Annotated in this window: 8 protein-coding genes; 7 read left to right on the top strand and 1 reads right to left on the bottom strand. The window is 72.9% G+C overall.

What is annotated here, in order from left to right:
- Window positions 1-7596 carry a type I polyketide synthase gene (locus O7543_RS02880; RefSeq protein WP_281555314.1) on the bottom strand — a complete coding sequence of 2532 codons (7596 nt, stop codon included), beginning with the start codon at window positions 7594-7596 and terminating at the stop codon, window positions 1-3.
- A 416-nt stretch (window positions 7597-8012) separates the two neighbouring features.
- Here O7543_RS02880 and O7543_RS02875 point away from each other — a divergent pair, with 416 nt between their 5' ends.
- The 7 genes from O7543_RS02875 to O7543_RS02845 all read left to right on the top strand — a co-directional run bounded on the left by O7543_RS02875 (window position 8013) and on the right by O7543_RS02845 (window position 18459).
- Window positions 8013-9047, top strand: a complete 1035-nt coding sequence (locus tag O7543_RS02875) for a tetratricopeptide repeat protein (RefSeq protein WP_281555606.1) — start codon at window positions 8013-8015, stop codon at window positions 9045-9047.
- A gap of 341 nt (window positions 9048-9388) precedes the next feature.
- Window positions 9389-12031, top strand: a complete 2643-nt coding sequence (locus O7543_RS02870) for a fibronectin type III domain-containing protein (protein ID WP_281555315.1) — start codon at window positions 9389-9391, stop codon at window positions 12029-12031.
- 52 nt (window positions 12032-12083) lie between these two features.
- Window positions 12084-13079, top strand: coding sequence for a MoxR family ATPase (locus tag O7543_RS02865; protein ID WP_281555316.1), 996 nt, complete (start codon window positions 12084-12086; stop codon window positions 13077-13079).
- Window positions 13080-13091: 12 nt separating this feature from the next.
- The gene (locus tag O7543_RS02860) at window positions 13092-14291 is read left to right on the top strand and encodes a DUF58 domain-containing protein (protein ID WP_281555317.1); all 1200 of its coding nucleotides are present in this window, start codon (window positions 13092-13094) and stop codon (window positions 14289-14291) included.
- On the top strand, window positions 14288-16657 hold the full coding sequence (locus O7543_RS02855; RefSeq protein WP_281555318.1) for a transglutaminaseTgpA domain-containing protein: 2370 nt from the start codon (window positions 14288-14290) through the stop codon (window positions 16655-16657). Before O7543_RS02860 ends, O7543_RS02855 begins: the two co-directional genes overlap by 4 nt.
- 32 nt (window positions 16658-16689) lie before the next feature.
- Window positions 16690-17346 carry a DUF3159 domain-containing protein gene (locus O7543_RS02850; protein ID WP_281555319.1) on the top strand — a complete coding sequence of 219 codons (657 nt, stop codon included), beginning with the start codon at window positions 16690-16692 and terminating at the stop codon, window positions 17344-17346.
- 93 nt (window positions 17347-17439) lie between these two features.
- Window positions 17440-18459 (top strand): hypothetical protein, encoded by a 1020-nt coding sequence (locus tag O7543_RS02845; protein ID WP_281555320.1) that lies wholly within the window; start codon window positions 17440-17442, stop codon window positions 18457-18459.
- Window positions 18460-18665 lie beyond the last annotated feature (206 nt).

Here is an 18665-nt window from a genome sequence, read left to right as displayed (position 1 = left end):
TCACCATCCCGAGGCGGTGTAGACCACCGAGGTGACCGCCGGGTCGCCCCAGGCCAGCTCGCGTAGCAGGCTCAGCGCGCCCTCCTCGGGATCGATCAGGTCGATGCCCCGGCGGGCGTACTCCCGGCTCAGTTCCGCGCTGACCATCCCGCCGTGCACCGAGCCTGGCGCCCACGGCCCCCAGTGCACGGTCACGCAGCGCACCCCGGTGCCGGCCGCCCAGCGGCCACCGATCCGGTCGAGCGCGTCGTTGGCGGCGGCGTAGTCGCTCTGACCCCGGTTGCCGTACGCGGCCGCGATGCTGCCGAACAGCACCACGAAGCGTGGATCGGCGCCGTCGCGCAGCGCGTCGAGCACCGTCACCGCACCCTGCATCTTTGTCTGGAACACCCGGTCGAAAGACGCCGGATCCTTCTCCGCGATCAGCTTGTCCTCGATCCGGCCGGCCGCGTAGACCAGACCGTCGATCCGGCCGTGCTCGCCGTGGATCTCCTTGAGCAGTTGCCGGGTGGCGTCGGCGTCGGTGACGTCGAGGCTGTGGTAGCGCACCTGGCTGCCGAGTTCCCGCAGCTCCTCCAGGGTCGCGCGAACCTCGCGTGCGGCCAGGATCGCGGTGGCCGTACGGTCGATCTCCGCCGGTGCGCGCATCCCCTGGGCGACCAGGGCGGCCCGCAACGCCGGCTTGTCCACCGCGGCGGCCAGCGCCGGGGACTCCGCCTCCTGCGACAGTGGGGTACGGCCGACCAGCTCGATGCGGCATCGGCTGGCGGCGGCCAAGGTACGGGCGAACCATGGGGTGATGCCCCGGGCACCACCGACGAGCACCACGACCGAGTCCTGGTCCAGACCGATCGCCTGGGTCTCCGCGACGCCGTCACCGGCCGGTCCGGCACCGCCCGCAGCGAGCGGGCCGAGATCGACCGCGGCCAAGTCGACGGTCTGCCGGCCGGTCGCCGACCAGGTGACGATCGGGGTCTGTCCGCCACTGAGCAGTTCGGTGACCAGGCCGGTGGCAAGCTGATTGTGGTCGGCGCCTGCCGGTACCTCCAGATAGGTCACCGAGACCTGCGGGTACTCGCGTTGGATGGTCCGGAACAGGCCGGCGAATCCGTCGGTACGCGCACCGGCGGTGCCGGCGGCGATCAGCCACCGCACACCCGCCGCAAGGGCCTGCTTGATGAACGGGAAGATGCCGGGCAGCAGCGGTCCGCCGCTGTCACTCAGCCCGTCCAGGATGATCACGCCGTCGTAGCCGGCCGTCTGGTCCGACTCACCGGAGTGGATCGAGCCGGTGGCGCCTGCCGCGCCGTGCTGGGCGAGCTGCTCGGCCAGCGGTGCCAGGGCGGGCGACCCGCCGGTGATCAGGAACCGGGCACCGGCGAGCGCCTCCGGCGCGACGACCGCGCCGGTGGCGGGAACCGGCCGGGCGACGAGTCGACGTGGGGCCGTACCGTTGTCCGGGCCGGACCCAGCCCGCTGCGCCGCAGGAGCCGCGGGCGCCGCCTCGGGTGTCTGATCAGCCGCCATCTTCTCGGCCAACCACGCCACCATCGTGCGCACCGTCCGCGCCCGAACCAGCTCCTCCAACTCCGACTCGTCACCATCCACCGACAACCGCAACCGGGTCGCCACCTCACCAGCAACCTCAGCCCGCTTGATCGAATCGATACTCAGATCCGCCTCAAGATCCAGATCCAACTCGATCAGATCCACCGGATACCCGGTCCGCTCACTCAACACCTCCAGGATCGCCTCCTGGAACTGCGCCACCCCCACCGATCCGGCAGCCGGAGACGACACCGACGCCGCAGACACCGACGCGGACGCCGCAGACGCCGTGACGGCAGGCACCGGGCTCGGTGCGGTCACCGACGCGGCCGGTTCGGCAGTCGCGGGTACGGCCGCCATCTTCTCGGCCAACCACGCCACCATCGTGCGCACCGTCCGCGCCCGAACCAGCTCCTCCAACTCCGACTCGTCACCATCCACCGACAACCGCAACCGGGTCGCCACCTCACCAGCAACCTCAGCCCGCTTGATCGAATCGATACTCAGATCCGCCTCAAGATCCAGATCCAACTCGATCAGATCCACCGGATACCCGGTCCGCTCACTCAACACCTCCAGGATCGCCTCCTGGAACTGCGCCACCCCCACCGACGCCGCCGGCCGCACCGCGACCGTCGCGGTCACCTTCGCCTTCGGCGCAGGCTCCGTCGGGGCCGTCACCGGCGCGGTGACGGCTTCGCGGACCGCCGGCTCCGCTGGCACGTACTCGCGCACCACCGGGGTGGGCTGGACAGCGGGTGCCGCCGGAGCAGCCTGTACGGCGGGTGCCGCCGAAGCCGTCGTCTCGGCAGGCGACGCCGGGATGGCCGCAACGTCGGTCGCCGGGGGCGTGCTGGTCGGCACGACCACCTCTGGGTAGCTACTCGGCGCGGCGATCGCCGGCTGGGCCATCATCGACGGGTACACTCCGGCCTCGGCCCACCCGTTGCCGGCTGGTGGCCGCTCCCCGAAGTACGCCAGCATCACGTCCCGCTGAGAGGCGATCAGTTCCCGGCTCGTCCGTAGGAATTCGCTGATCAGTTCGTCGCGCCCGTCCCGGTAGCCTGCTGTGGGCACGTGCCGGGCACCGGCAGACGTAAGAGGGCTGATCCCGTTGCCGTTGCCATGTCCGTTGCCGTTGCCGGACACATGCGCGACCCCGTTGCCGTTACCGGACACATGCGCCACGTCGTTGCCGGGATCGTTTCCGGACACGTTGCCGAGACCACGACCGTTTCCGGCCTCGGTGGATGCACTCATCGACAGCTCCTTGATTTGTCGGGGAGGCGTCATGCCGCCGGGCAGCGGCCGGCCATGCTGGTCGCGAACCAGCTGACCGTCGACCGTCCAGACCGGACGGGGAGACGGCGGAGCGGGTGCGATCTCGGCGACTCGCCGGCCGCGGTAGAGCCAGTCGGTCTGCACCGGAACCCCGGCGCAGGCCAGTTCGGCGACGGCGCAGAGAAAACCACGCAGTCCGTCCGCCCGCCGACCGTCGCAGGCGACCGCCACGTGCGGGCGCTCACCCAGGACGGCGTCGACCAGGCGGGTGAGTACCTGGCCAGGGCCGGCTTCGACGAAGACGCGGGCCCCGGCGGCGTACATCGCTTCGATCTGGTCGACGAACCGCACCGGGGCACCGATCTGCGCGGCGAGTTCGTCGCGGATCTGGTCCGCACCACCCGGGTAGGGCTGGGCGGTCCTGTTCGACCAGACGGGAACGGTGGGTGCGGCCACCGGATGCCCGTCGAGGGTGGATCTGAAGGCGGTGACCCCGTCGGCGACCACCGGGCTGTGGAAGGCACAGGCCACCGCGATCGGCCGGGCGGACAGACCCTTCTCCTTGAGTACGGACACCGCGCGTCGCACCGCCGGGGTCGGGCCGGAGATCACCACCTGCTGCGGGCCGTTGTGGTTGGCGAGCACCACCTCACCGGCCAGCCCGGCGCCGGACAGCACCTCACCGATCTGCTCGGCGGTGGCCGCCACCGCGGCCATCGTGCCGGGATCGGCGCCGGCGGCCGCCAGGATGGCGTCGGCGCGCTCGCGGCTCAGCTCGAGCAGTGTCCGGTCCTCGAAGGCACCGGCGACGCACAGCGCCACCAGTTCGCCGTAGCTGTGCCCGCCGGCCAGGTCCGGCCGAACGTTCAGCCGACCGAGCAGGTGATGCACGGCGAGCCCACCGATGCCGAGCACCGGCTGGGCGATCCGGGTGTCCCGGACCCGGTCCTGTTGACCCCGGTCGTACTCGGGGTCGAACGCGGCCGGGGGGAAGAGCGGTTCGACGTAGTCGCGGCCGATGTCCAGGAACCGCCGCAGCTCGGGAAAGCTGACGAACAGGTCGGCCAGTGCGCCCGGGCGCTGGCTGCCCTGGCCCGGGAAGAGGAAGGCGACCTTGCCGCCCGCGCCCGGTGGCTCAGCCGGCTGGAACAGCCCGCGCGCCGGATCGTGCTCACCGGCGATCGCCCGGTGCAGCAGTCCGGCCAGGTCGTCGAGGTCGCTGGCGACGATGGCGACCTGCACCGGGCCGGACCGGTTCTCAGCCTGGCGGGACTGGGCGGCGGCGAGGTCACGCAACCGCCAACGTCGGCCCAGCGCGTCGCGGGTGTCGATGGTGCCCAGCAGCGCCCGCATCGCCTGGTGCGTGCCGGCCCGGTCGCCGGCCCGGAAGCAGAACAGCTCGGCCGGCCATTCGTCGCGTGCGTGTCGCGGTTCGGGTGCGTCGGCGTAGGCGCTGAGCACCGCGTGGAAGTTGGTGCCACCGAACCCGAAGGCGCTGACCCCGGCGACGCGTTCGCTGGCCGGTGCCGCCCACGGCCGCGCCGAGGTCTCGAAGGCGAACGGGCTCCGGTCGGGGTGCCAGGCCGGGTTGGGTCGGGTCACGTGCAGGGTCGGTGGCCGGACCCCGGTGTACAGCGCGAGGGTCGCCTTGATCAGACCGGCCAGACCGGCGACGCACTTGGTGTGCCCGATCTGCGACTTGACCGACCCGAGAGTGCAGCTGCCGGGCGTGGCACCCGCCTCGCTGAACACCGTGGTCAGCGTCTCCAGCTCGGTACGGTCGCCGACCACCGTGCCGGTGCCGTGTGCTTCGATCAGGCCGACCTGCGCCGGCGACACCCCGGCCTGCCGGTACGCGCGGTCCAGGGCCCGCCGCTGGCCGGCTGCCCGGGGCGCGGTCAGGCCCAGGGCCCGTCCGTCGCTGGACCCGCCGAGCCCTTTGATCACCGCGTAGACGCGGTCACCGTCGCGCTGCGCGTCGGACAGTCGCTTGAGCACGACGGCGGCGACGCCCTCGCCGAGCGCGATGCCGTCACCGGCGCTGTCGAACGAACGGCACCGCCCGGTCGGAGACAGCGCGTGCGCCGAGGTGAACATGAGGTAGTCGTTGATGCCGTTGTGCAGGTCGGCGCCACCGCAGATCATCAGGTCGCTGCCGCCGCTGGCGAGTTCCTTGCAGGCGGCGTCCATGGCCGCCAGCGACGAGGCGCAGGCCGCGTCGACGGTGTAGTTGGGGCCGCCCAGGTCGAGCCGGTTGGCGACCCGACCGGCGATGACGTTGGCCAGGATGCCGGGGAACGAGTCCTCGGTGACGGTCGGCAGTTGCTCGTCCAGCTCTCCGGGAACCTCCGGCAGGTAGGCCGGCAGCATGGTCCGCAGCGTCTGCGCGTGCCCCATGTCGCTGCCGGCCTCGGCTCCGAAGATCACCCCGGTGCGGGAGTGGTCCACCCCGTCGCGGCCCGGGGTGTAGCCGGCGTCGACGAGGGCCCGCTGGGAGACCTCCAGGGCCAGCAGCTGGGTGGGGTCGATGCTGGCCAGGGCGGACGGTGGAATCCCGTACCCGATGGCGTCGAACGGCACCTCGGCGAGGAACCCGCCCCACTTCGAGACGCTGTACCGGCCGGTCTGACCGGGACCGACCTCGGGCGCGTAGTAGATGTCCGGGTTCCACCGGTGCGGTGGCACCTCGGTGACGGCATCGGCGCCGTCCAGCACGGTACGCCAGAACGCGGCGAGGTCCGGCGATTTCGGCAGCATGCAGGCCATGCCGACGATGGCGATGTCCAGCGGCTCCGCCGACTCCGCCGGCTCGGCCGGGGTCCAGTCGGCCCGCAGCCGCTCGGACCGGGCGGTGTGGAAGGCGACCGCCTGGTCGGTGACCGTACCGTGCAGCGCCGCGACGGTGGTCTCCTGTTCCCGCAGCACCGCGACCTGACCGGCCATGAACATGCCCTCGCTGAGCTGGGCCGCCTCGTCGACGTCCACCAGCGCGTCGCCGTCGCGTCGCTTGCCCTTGCTGGCGATCCGCAGCCGGCCCACGTTGAGCAGCTCGAGGTGCTCCCACACCTGGCGGTTCTCCAGGCCGGCGGACTCGAGCTCGACCCGCAGCGCATGGAAGTCGTCCACGAAGTCGCTCTGCAGGCACCGGGTCACGTGCCCGGGTGCGGTCTCCAGCAACGCGGTCCGGGTCGCTTCCCGGGCCATCCGGGCGAAGGTGGGTTGGATCGCGCCGTGCGCGACGGCCTCGGCGGTGAACAGGTAGGCGGTGCCCATCAGCACCCCTACCCGCACGCCTCGCCGGGTCAGCGGGGCGACCATCGCGGCGATCATGGCCGCCGACCGGTCGTCGTGGATGCCGCCGGCGAAGAAGACCTGGATCTCGGCCGCCTCTTCCGGCGTCGCGCCGGCCAGGTGCTCGGCCAGTACGGCGAGCTGCGCCTCCCACAGCGGAAAACTGGCCCGGGGGCCGATGTGGCCGCCGCACTCGGCGCCTTCGAAGATGAACCGGCGGGCACCGGAGCGCAGGAACTGGCGCAGCAGCCCCGGTGACGGCACGTGCAGGAAGGTCCGGATCCCTTCCCGTTCCAGTTCCTTGGCCTGTGGTGGGCGGCCGCCGGCGATGATGGCGAAGTCCGGGCGGATCCGCCGGATCACGTCGAGCTGGGCGGCACGGATCTCCTCGGGCGCGAAGCCGAGCACACCGACGCCCCAGGGCCGTCCGTCGATACGGGCGGCGGTGTCGGTGAGCATCTCCTCGGTGCGTTCGGCGGTGGCCAGTGCCAGCGCGATGAACGGCAGCGCCCCGTCGGCGGCGACCGCGGCGGCGAAGCCGGCCTCGTCGCTGACCCGGGTCATCGGGCCCTGCGCGACCGGCACCCGCAGTCCGAGGTCCCGGGCCAACGGACCGCCGGGGCGCAGTACCTCGGCCGCCGCGCCGTCGGTCGCCGCGTCGACGATCGCCTCGCGGATGCCACGGACCGCGGCCGCGGTGTCGGACCAGCGGCCGGCGAACTCGGCGGCCAGCCAGCCGTCCTGGCCGACCGGCAGCAGGTCGGCGCGGGCGGGGACACCGGCCGCGCCCGGCCGGCGCGGAGCCCGTGGGATCCCCCGGTAGCCGTCGACCAGGACGCTCTCCGAGCCGTCCATCCGCCGGATCGCGGCCAGTACGTCGGCCGGCAGGTCCGACTCGGGCATCAGGGCGAGCTGGTTGTCCAGCACCACGCCAGCGGCACCGCCCAGCACGCAGGCGGCCGCCGTGTAGGGCCCGATCCCACCCAGCGCCCAGACCGGTACGCCCAGGTCGGCGGCGGTGAGTTGCTGGACGAGGACGAAGGTGCTCAGCTCGCCGACCTCACCACCGGACTCCATGCCGCAGGCGATCAGCCCGTGCACACCCGCCGCCGCCGCGGTCCGGGCCGCGGCGAGGCTGGTCACCTCGGCGAGTACGCGGTAACGGGTCACCAGTCCGGACAGGTCCCACGGCAGCTCGCCAGTGACGACCACCAGCTCCATCTGGCCGGGGGCGAGCCGTTCGACGTCGTCCACCGAGGCCGGACAGCTCGCCGGGACGCGGACCGCGATGGGTCCGTCCGACCAGGCGGCCAGCTGCTCCACTGCGCGCAGGACCTGTGGCCGGGTTCCGGCCAGGTCGAGCACGCCGGTGCCGCCGCCCCGGCGGACCGCGCTGGCGATGCGTGGGCTCGACTCGACCTCGCCGCAGGGGGTGTAGGCGATCACCAGGTCACGCATGTCGACTGCAGTACTCATCAGACTCCCGCTTCGTGAGCAGTGGTCCCGGATTCGATGCTGACCGCCGGAGGATCCACCGTTGCGGCAGCTCAGAGCGAATATTCCGCATCAATCAATGTCACTCTTCGGAGAAACTTAGCGGCGATCAGTTACGACCGTGTGAACTCTGTCGACCAATAACGCCAACCCGGTGCGGGCAGAACCAGGGCAACTGCCCGGCTTCCGACGGCAACCGGCAACATGGCCAGATCCGCCGAAACAATCCGGTGACTCAGGTCACATCGGACGGACAGACAGTAGATCCGTGGACTTGGATCCAGACTCCCGATGTTGCCGTTGGGTACCCCGGGGCAGGGTGGACCGACGGCACCCGGCAGCATGGCGAGGTGGCCCAGCCTTCCCTCCTCGTCGGTGTCCGCGACAACGCGGCCGCCATGCGTGCCGGCGACGACCTCGCCGGCGCGTGCGGATACCTGCTGCGGGCGCTGGACTCGGCCCGTGACGCCTTCGGTGCGGACGAACCGGAGGTTCTGTGGACTGCGCACCTACTGGCCCGTCTCCGACGTGAGGCCGGCGACCCGGCAGCCGCCCGGCGGCTGTTGGAGGAGTCGCTGGCAGCAGGCGAACTACGGTTGGGTGACCGGGAGCCGGTCATGCTGGCCATCGCGTACGAGCTCGCGACGCTCGCCGAAGAACTGGGCAACCGGCATGAGGCCCGCCGCAACTTCTCCCGAGTCGCCGCCGCCGGCCCGGCGCAGCTCGGCGACGACCACTGGCAGGTCCGGGCCGCCCGGGAGTACCTGGCCGGCTCACCGGTCGCCCCGGCCGATCCGGCTTCCATCGCTGCTCAGCGCGAGCCAGACCGGCCGGCACCAGCGGCCCAGCCAGCACCACCGGCCCAGCCGGCACCACCGGCACCACCGGCACCGACGCCTCCGGCTTCCGACCGGGAGGCGACAACCGCCGTCGATCGACCGCTACCGCTACCCGCCGCCGGGACCGGACCGGCCGCCAGCGTTGCGGCACCGTCGCGGTCCCTACCGGTCGTCGTCGCGGTCGGCGCCGCAGCCGCCGCGGTCATCGCCGCCGTGGTCGTGGTCATCGTGGGCGTCACCGTCCTGCTCGACGGGCGGACCACCACACCGACCGGGCCGGGGCGTCCGGGGTCGGACCGCACCGCGGCCGGTGACCCGCCGACCGCCCTGCGGCTGACCGACGACACCACGGCCGTGACGCTGGCCTGGTCCGACCCGACCGCGGGAACGGTGCCGTTCATCGTCGCAAGTGGCCGCAGCGGACAACAACTCGGCGCACTTGCCACGGTCAATCCCGGCCAGACCGTATTCACCGTCAACGGGTTGAATCCCGAACTCGACTACTGTTTCGCGGTGCTCGCCGTCTACTCCGCCGACGAGTACGTCCCCTCGGACCAGGTCTGCACCGACCGTCGGACAGCCGACCCGGACTAGTCGAAAAACTCCATGTTGATCAGCGGAAACATGAATTTCCGAGCAGTTCTTCGGTAATCCCGTCCGACGTTGTCCACAGGGGCTGCCAGAGCGGTTTCCGGTCAGCGTGACGGCCCCTTAGGATGGCCTCCGGCCCAGCGTCGGGAGCGGCCCCGGGCCGGCGACGACCGACTATACGGGCGACGGACACCATACGACCGACGGGCGGAAGGCGACCTACTGTGGTCACCACGGGCGACGGCACCACGGGCGACGGCAACACAGCCGGCGGCACAGCCGGCGGCGGCACACGGCGGGGCCCCAGCCCTGACGGCCGACGACGCCGCGGCCGCGGCACGCTGGTGACCGTCGGCACGGTCACCGCGCTCGTCGTCGGCATGGGGCTCACCGTGCTCGGGCTCGGCGCGGCCGACCACGCGGCGGCCGGCTACGACGCGAGCTCCTGGTTGTGGAGCTCCGCCCGCAGCGAGCTGGCCAGGGTCAACGGGCTCACCGGGCGGGTCGACACCCGGGTCGAGGTCGCCGACGCACAGGGCCGCCAAACTCAGGTGCTGCAGACGGACCAGTTCCTGATCCTGCGCGAACTGGCCACCGGCAAGGTCAGCTCGCTCGATCTCGCCACGTTGCAGGTCGGCGCGACCGTCCAGAGCACGACCGGGTTCGGGGTGAGCGTGGCGATGCAGGGCGACGCGGCCTTCGTCATCGACGCCGTCCAGGGCGTGGTTCGCCAGATCGACCCCAGGTCACTGCGGCCCGTCGGCGACCCGGTGCGCTACCCGCCGGGGATCGCCGGTGGACATTTCGACGGCGCCGGTCGGCTGTGGATCGCAGTGCCGAGCGAGGGCACCGTCTCGGCGATCACCGCAGCGCCGCTGCCGAGCGACCCGACGCAGGGCTCGGCGGAGGGCTCGGCGGAGGGCTCGGCGGAGGCCGTCTTCGACTCGTCGATCCCCCAGCCGGCCGCCGCCGGGCAGGATGCGGACGCCACCGACGAAACCGCCGGGCCGACCCGGATCCGGACCGTGGCGGTCGCCCCGCCCAGCAACGAGTTGGCCATCTCCGCGCTCGACGACGGCGTCGCGGTGCTCAACCGGACGGCCGGCGCGCTGACCCTGTTGCGCGGCGGGGACCGCCACGAGGTGCCGCTCGACCTGGACGGTCCGGGCGTCCTGCCGGCCCGCACGACCGGCAGCCTGGTCGCGGTCACCGTGCCCGAACGGCGACGCATCGTCCTGGTCGACGACGACGGGGTCCGGCAGCTGTCGGTGCCGGGCAGCGGATCCGCGCTCCGTCCCGCCGTCAGCTGGGCGGGCCGGGTCTACTGCGCCGACGAACGCAGCCGGGAGATCCTCGCGTTCGACGGGGCGGGGGCGCTGCTTGCGTCGATCGACGTCACCGAGACCGCCGGCCCGCTCGACCTGGAGGTCCGGGAGAACCACCTGTTCATCAACGCGCCCGACGCGGCCACCGCCCGGGTCGTCACCGACGCCCACGAGGTCCGGCAGGTCGACAAGTACGCCAACGACATCCTCGGCGGTGACCCACCGCCGGAGCCACCGCCACCGCCACCACCGCCGAAGCCGACGGTCGGCCGGCCGGGTGCGCCCCGCGCGGTCAGCGCGGCAGCCGGCGACACCACCGTGCGGGTGAGCTGGCAGCCGGCGGCCGACAACGGCGCGAGCATCCAGCGGTACGTGGTCACCGGCGACGGCCGCAGCTTCGAGGTCGGGGCCAACCAACGGTCGTTCGAGGTCACCGGGCTGGTCAACGGCGAGACGTACCGGTTCTCGGTCCACGCGGTCAACGCCGAGGGCGCGGGGCCCGAGCGGGAGTCCAACCCGGTCGTTCCCACCGCTGAGGTGCCCGACGCCCCGGTGAACGTCACCGCGCAGGCCCGCGCGGACGGCTCGGTCGCGGTGAGCTGGCCGGCCGCCGACGGCCAGGGCAACGTCATCGCCGGCTACACGGTCACCGCCGTATCGGCCGAGGCCACCGCCCCGGTCGGCGACGTCTCCGGCACCGAGCTGGTCCTCCCGCCCGGCTCGCTCGACTACGGCACGCAGTACGCGTTCACCGTCGTCGCGGTCAGCGACCAGGGAGCCAACTCGACAGCGTCGCCGTTGAGCAACTCGGTGGTGCCCTACACGGCCCCCGGCGAGCCGGCGGCGGTCGAGGCGACCACCGTGGCCGACCAGCGGGGTGCCCTGCGGGTCGGCTGGTCGCCGGCACCGGACAACGGGCGTCCGGTCACCGGGTACGTGGTGACCGCCGGCGACCAGCGCACCGAGGTTGCCGACGGCACCGTCGTCACCCTGACCGGGCTGGGCGACGGGGCCGATGTGACGGTCTCGGTGCATGCGGTCAACGAGGCCGGTGACGGCCCGTCGGTGAGTACGACGGCCCGTACCGTCGCCGCGCCGAAGGTCACCGTCACCGGTGCCACCGCCGGCACCAACGCGGTCACCCTGAGCTTCTCGGTGGACGCCGGTGGCGGGAACGTCAGCTGCAGCGCGGCGGCCGACGGCGCGGCGGCCGTCACCGGCAGCTGCAACAGCATCCGGGTCGGCGGACTCTACCCGGGACGGTCCTACCGGTTCACCGTCCGGGCCAGCAACGCGGCCGGCACCGGCACCGCCACCCACAGCCGGGCGACCGCGGACCTGTACGGCATCGCGACCTGCGTCAACGGTCCGGACGGCGGGCAACGCACCTACTGCGACGACGACGTTCCCGGTCGCAACGGCAACGAGATCTTCGCCGTGCCGGAGCAGGACAACAGCCGCCAGGTCGGCTGGGTGCCCGACGGCACCCGACTGACCGCGCTGTGCCGCCGCCAGGGCGGGCACGTCGACGCCTGGATCTACAACGGCGGTAAGGCCAGCACCTGGTGGATCCGGGTGGAGTACAGCGGGAAGAACTACATCCCGTGGGCCTGGCTGAACCTGGCCGGCGGCGACGACCTGAACCAGCTGCCCACCTGCTGACCCCGCCCACCTGGGCAGCCACCGATCCACCCCGGCGAGGAGACCAGCCGCAGTGACCACGACCACCCAGCTGACGCCCCACGAGGTGACCGGCTTCGCCTCGACCGCCGCTCGACTGGCCGGTGAGATCTCCACCGTGGTGCTGGGCAAACCGCAGGTGGTGCGACTGACCCTGACGGCCCTGTTCGCGCAGGGCCACGTCCTGCTGGAGGACGTGCCGGGGGTGGGTAAGACCACCCTGGCACGGGCCGTCGCCGCCACGGTGCACGGCCACTGGCGTCGGATCCAGTTCACCCCCGACCTGTTGCCCGCCGACGTGTCCGGGGTGACCATCTTCAACCAGTCCACCCAGGGGTTCGAGTTCCATCCCGGCCCGGTGTTCGCCAACATCGTCATCGCCGACGAGATCAACCGCGCCTCACCCAAGACCCAGTCGGCGCTGCTGGAGGTGATGGAGGAACGCACGGTCACAGTGGACGGGGTCCGGCATCCGGTGCCCCGGCCGTTTCTGGTGGTGGCCACCCAGAACCCGGTCGAGATGGACGGCACCTACCGGCTTCCGGAGGCCCAGCTGGATCGGTTCCTGGTCCGGTTGTCGGTCGGCTACCCCGATGAGCAGACCGAGATCGAGGTGCTGCGCGGGGCGACCCTGCGGTCCCCTGAGGCACTCGAGCCGGTGACCGACACGGCCACCGTCGGCCGGCTCATCCAACTGGCGCAGCGGGTGCACATCGCCGACCCGTTGTACGGGTATGCGGTGCGGCTGGCGGCCGCGACCAGGACACACCCGCAGATCCGGGTCGGGGTCAGTCCACGCGGGGTGATCGCCCTGACCCGGGCGGCCTGCGCGTACGCGCTGATCGGCGGCCGGGGGTTCGTGCTGCCCGAGGATCTGAAGGCCCTGCTGGAGCCGGTCTTCGCGCACCGGCTGCTACTCACCGCGGACGCCCAACTGCGCGGCGTCACGGCAGCCGAGGTGCTCGCCGACGTGGTCCGGTCGGTCCCGGTGCCGCTGCCGGCCGGCCAGCCGGCAGCGGCCGGGGTCTGAGCCGACCGGCCCATGAACGTCACCGCCCGTTGTCTCGGCCTCGGCGTCACCGCCGCGCTGCTCACCGCCGTCGGGTCCGTGCTCGGCTATCCGGAGCTCGCGCTGCTCGGCACCGCCGGTCTGACGGTGGTCGGCTATGCGGCCGGCTACGCGCTGTGGCAGCCCCGGCTGTCGGTACGCCGTACCGTCGAACCCGACCGGGTGAACCGCGGCGACGTGTGCACCGTGACGCTGCAGGTCGGCAACCTTCGGCGCTGGGGCGCGGCGAGCGTCCTCGCCGAGGAACGGTGCGGCCGGCGGTGGATTCCGGTGCCGCTGGCCCGATTGCGCTCCGGCGCCACGACCACGGTGCGCTATCCGGTACCCACCGATCGCCGGGGCGTGCTCCCGGTCGGCCCGTTGCGGGTGCTCCGGCGCGACCCGTTCGGCCTGGTCGCCGTCGCACGCGCGGACGGCGAACCGGTCCGGGTATGGGTCCGGCCGCAGATGCATCCACTGCGCGCGGTGCCGGCCGGGATCGCCCGCAGCCTGGACGGCCGGATCGACCGGGTACCGCACGGCAGCATCACCTTCGACTCCTTACGGGAGTACGTCGTCGGCGACGAACTACGCCGGGTGCACTGGCGGACCAGCGCCCGGATCGGCCAGCTAATGGTGCGGGAACACGTCGACACCAGTATGCCCCGGCTGGTGGTGCTGCTGGACAACCGGACGGTCGCGTACCACGACCACGCCGACGGGGCGTCGGCGACGTTCGAGTCGGCCTGTGAGGCGGCGGCGTCGGTGGTCGACGCGGCGACCCGGGCCGACCTTCCGGTGCTGCTGCGGATGGTCGTCGACCAGCCGCCGCCGGACGGCACGCCGAGTCGGCACCCGCTGGACCGGCTGGCCGAGGTCACGCTGGCCGGGACCGACCGGCTGACCGGCGAGGACCCGGTCCGACAGGTCTGCGACCAGCTGCGCCAGCAACGGCCCGGCGACACGCTGGTCTATCTGGCCGGCACCGGTGATCCGGATGCCGTCGCCCGCATCGGTGCGCTGCGCGCAGTCTTCGCGATCATTCTGGTCGGCCGGATCACCGGCGCCGTCGACCCGTCGGCAGGCGGGGCACCGGCGCTGGGTGCCCCGACCGGGCTGGCCGGAGTGCTGTTCGTCGAGGCGGCCGACGGTGTCAGCTTCGCCGCCGGCTGGGATGCGGCAGGTGACCGGTGACCGGTGACCGGACGACCGGGCTGGCGCGTCTCGGTGCGGTGGCGGCGGCGCTGATCGCGATGACCGGGTCAGCCGCGGTCCTGCTCGGCCGAATCTACGACGGGGCGGCGGCCAGCTGGCTGATCGCCGGTGCCGGCGCGGCGGCGGTGCTGGTCGGCACGTGCGCCCGGCGGCTGCCGAACTGGCAGGTGGCTCCACTGTCCGTCCTGCTGATGGGTGGCTACCTGCTGGCCGCCGGATGGTGGGCGGCGGACCGGGCGGAGCTGGCCGGCCCGGTGACCCGGCTGCTCGCCGACGCCGCCGCGAACGGGGTTCCCCGGCTGCTGACCGCGATGATCCCGATGGAGGCGGTGCCGGACACGGTGGTGGTTCCGGTCGTGGCCAGCTGGCTCGCCGGCTTCACCGCGACCGAGCTCGCGGTGCGGGCCCGGCGCATGCTGCTCGGCTGCCTGCCGCCGTTGCTGCTGTTCGGCGCGGCGGCGTTCGTGGTCGGGCCGAACGCCGAGCCGGCCCGGTGGCCGGCGCTGCTGTTCGTCGCGGCGGCGGCGGTCGGGCTGCTGGTCACCGCGGCGCCGGCACCCGCTGCCCGGCGGAGCGGGTCGGCGGCAACGGTCAACCAGCCGTCCGGGCCGCGCAGCGGTGGCGGTGGTGGCGCGCTGACGACGGTACGGCTGCGGACGGCGGCGGTGTCGTTCGCCGGCGCGGCCACCGTACTGCTGCTGGTGGCGGTGAGCGCCCCGTGGGTGGTGGCCCGGATCGCGACGACCGACGTCGACCCACGCCGCTACGTCGCACCACCGCAGGTGGAAATCCTCGACGAGAATCCCCTGATCAGGATCTCCGGTTGGGCACTCAATCCCGATCAGCCGCTGTTCGACCTGCGGGTCGGCGCGTCACCGCCTCCGGCCGTGGACGGGCCGCAAGCCTCCGGGGCCGGCCCGCGTCCGACCGCAGACGGTGCGCTACGGCTGACTCTGGCCGTGCTGCACGACTACGACGGCGTCACCTGGCGGGTCGGCGGGACCTATCGCAACGCCGGCCGGGTGCTGCCGCCGGTCGAGGACGCTGCGGCGTCGCGAACCGACGCCTCGTCGACAGACGCAGTACGCCAGGAGATCACCGTGGCCGAGCTGTCCGGCCGGCTGCTGCCCGCGATCACCGCCCCGGTACGGGTCGACGGCGTCCGGGTGGCCTACGACCGGGCCAGCAGCACCTTGCTGCACCCCGAGGGTCTCACTCCCGGCGTCACGTACGCCGTCGACTCGGTGCCGCGTCGACCACCGCTGAACGCGCTGACCACCGCAGACGTGCCGGCCGGGGAGTCGGTGGCCCGGACCCTGCGGGTGGCTGACGGGGTGCCGGCGGAGATCCGTCGGCTCGCCCAGCAGCTCGCCCGGGACAACGGTGCGCCGTACCAGCGGGCGCTGGCCGTCGAGCAGTTCCTCGCCGACCACTACCAGCTTGTCGCCGACGCGCCGAGCGGGCATGCGTACCCGAATCTGGGTTTCTTCCTCTTCGGGCCGCGCGACGCCGGCGGCCAGCAGGGCACCTCCGAGCAGTTCGCCGCTGCCTACGCGCTGCTCAGCCGGCTGATGGGGCTACCCACCCGGGTGGTCGTCGGGTTCGTGGTGCCGTCCGGTGACGCGACGGTGCACGGCAGGCACGCGGTGGCCTGGCCGGAGGTGCTCTTCTCCGGTGTCGGTTGGGTGCCGTTCGATCCGCTGCCCCGACCGGACAGTACGCCGCGCCCGATCGAGGAGGAGTTCCGGCCGGCACCGGACGAGCCGACGCCGTCTGTGGCGCCGTCCGTGCTACCGACGGTCGACCCGACGCCGTCGACACCGCCCTCGGCGGCCTCCGCACCGCCGGGCGGTCGGCCGTCCGGCTGGCTGCTCGGCGTCGTCGCGGCGACGGTGGCCGGGGCCGGCGCGGCCGGATGGGCCGGCGTCGTCCTGCTGCTGCGTCGCCGGCTACGCGACCGGCGACTCGACAGCGGCCTGCCCGCGCACCGGGTCTGCGGGGCCTGGCTCGAGGTGGTCGACGCGCTCCGGCTGGCTGGTCACCCGGCCGGGGGGCACATGTCCGCCAGCGAGGTGGCCGGACACGGTCGGGCGTTGCCGGACGGTGCGGCACTGCCCCGGCTCGACCCGCTGGCCGAGCTGGTCAACCTCGCCAGCTTCGCACCGGGGCAGACCGACGACGAGCAGGCCCGGCGCGCCGGTGGCTACGCCACCGTCTGGGTGGCGGCGCTGCGTGCCCGGCGGCCGTGGTGGCAGCGGGTGATCTGGTCGCTGGACCCCGGTCCACTGCGCTGGGAGCGTCGCCGACGTACAGCCGCCACCGCGAACACCGCAGTAAACGGTTAGCCTTACCTAAGGACGGCGGCGGAAGGCGGACGGTGACCGGTACATCGGACGACACCCAGGCGGAGTCACTGGCGCAACTGCTCGGTGGGCGACGAGGCGCCATCGACGCCACGCTGCCAGCAGTGGCGTTCGGCGTCGGATGGGTGGCCGGCGGAGAGTCGATCTGGGTCGGCGTGTGCTGCGCGGTCACGGTCGGCGTGGTGATCGCCGGGGTACGCCTACGGCGTGGTGATCGACCCCGGTCGGTGCTGATCGGGCTGCTCGCCGTCTGCGTCGCCGCGGTGATCGCGCTACGCACCGGGCGGGCGTCCGACTTCTTCCTGGTGCAGCTGCTGTCGAACGCGGCGAGCGCACTGGCCTGGGCGTTCAGCATCGTCGTCCGGCGGCCGCTGCTCGGCGTGGTAGTGGGAGCGGTGCTGGGTCAACGGACCGGGTGGCGCCGGGATCCGGCGCTGCTGCGGGCGTACGGCCGGGCCAGCTGGGTCTGGGTCGGGCAGTACGTGACCCGGGTGGCCGTCTTCGTCCCGCTCTATCTCGCCGACCAGGCGATGGCGCTGGCCGCCTTACGGGTCGCGCTAGCCTGGCCGCTGGTCGCCGCCTGCCTGGCGGTGAGCTGGTGGGTGCTCCGCCGGTCGCTTCCGGCCGGGCACCCGGGGATACGCCGTCCGGTACCGGCCGACCTACGGTGACGAATCGGCCTCCCGTACGACCCGGGCCGGTGCTGATGTGACTAGAGTGACACGCTGTCCCGACCGCATCCGCACAAGGAGGCAGGCGTTCCCGTGGCCGAGAAACCTGCTGACTCCGCTCGCGGCGCCAGACGCAGCGACTCCGCTGCGGACGGTGCCCTCACGCAGCCGACCGTCGAGCTGAAGGCCCTGCCTGGCGGTCGGCCGCCGGGCCCGGCGGTTCCGGACGCACCGACGGTCGAGCAGCCAACGGTCGAGCAGCCAGTCGTCCAGCTATCGGCCGACGCGAACCGCTCGGCCGACGCGTTCGACGAACCGACGGTCGAGCAGCCGGTGGTACGCCCCGCAGCCGTCCGACCCGCGGCCGCCGCTGTCGCGGGCCTGACCGCCGCCCCGGCACAACTACCGACGGGACCGGCCGGCACCGCATCTGGACCGGCAGCGACCGCGCCGGCACCGTCCCGGAGCGCGCCACCGGACGAGCCGGACCGGTTCATCGCGCTGGCCCGCCGGTACGGCTGGGTGGTGGCCGCCGGTTCGGTCGCCGCAGTGGCGCTGCTGTGCTCGGCGCCGTTCGTCTCCGGAAACGGACTGTTGTGGAACCCGGCGAGTTCGACAGGCTCGCCGACCACCCCCACCGCGACCCCGGAAAGCGCCCCTACCGCGACGGTCACGGCCGAGGTCACCGACACCTCGCCGGCCGCCGGCGACAACGGGGAGTCACCCGAGGTGCGCCAGGCCGACCCGCCGGCCGTGCCCCCCGAGCAGCCCGCGTCGGACCCGGCTCCTCCCCCGCCCCCATCGGACGACCCGCCGGCGTCCAGCGCCGCACCGCCGGGCGGCGGCGAGCCGGTGCTGCTCGGCCCGGACAACAGCGACGATCTCCGTGGCATGCTGGACAGTTACTGCAAGCAGGAGCACGGCGGCGGGTGGATGGCGTGGCCGCGCGAGTGGCCGGGCAACGGCACCGAATGGGAGTGCGTCCGGCCGTGGACCCCTCATGACCGAGACCTCGACGTCCGACGCGCCTGCGCCAGTCGATACGGCGAGCCGGTCGTCGCCGAGGCCGGCAGTCGTCGGGACGCGTACAGCTGGCGGTGCTACCGGGGCTGACGTCAGCCGACGAACACAAGGATGTGGTGGGCCGACCGGGATCGCTGCGTTGGCCAATCCCGGCCGACCCACCACGGGCGGGCCTGACCGTGGGTATCAGGCCGTCTGCGGAGGTTCGGCGCCGTCAGGCGGTGCCGGACCGTTTGGTGGGGCGGCGGTACGTAGGTGTTGGTTCAGGTGATGGATCGCGGTGGAGGTGTCCGGGT

Origin of the sequence: Solwaraspora sp. WMMA2080 (genome assembly GCF_027497395.1) — a bacterium.
In the GTDB taxonomy this organism is placed as follows: Bacteria; Actinomycetota; Actinomycetes; order Mycobacteriales; family Micromonosporaceae; genus Micromonospora_E.
The sequence above is the reverse complement of the archived record's forward strand: the minus strand, read 5'-3'. Positions and strand labels throughout refer to the sequence as shown.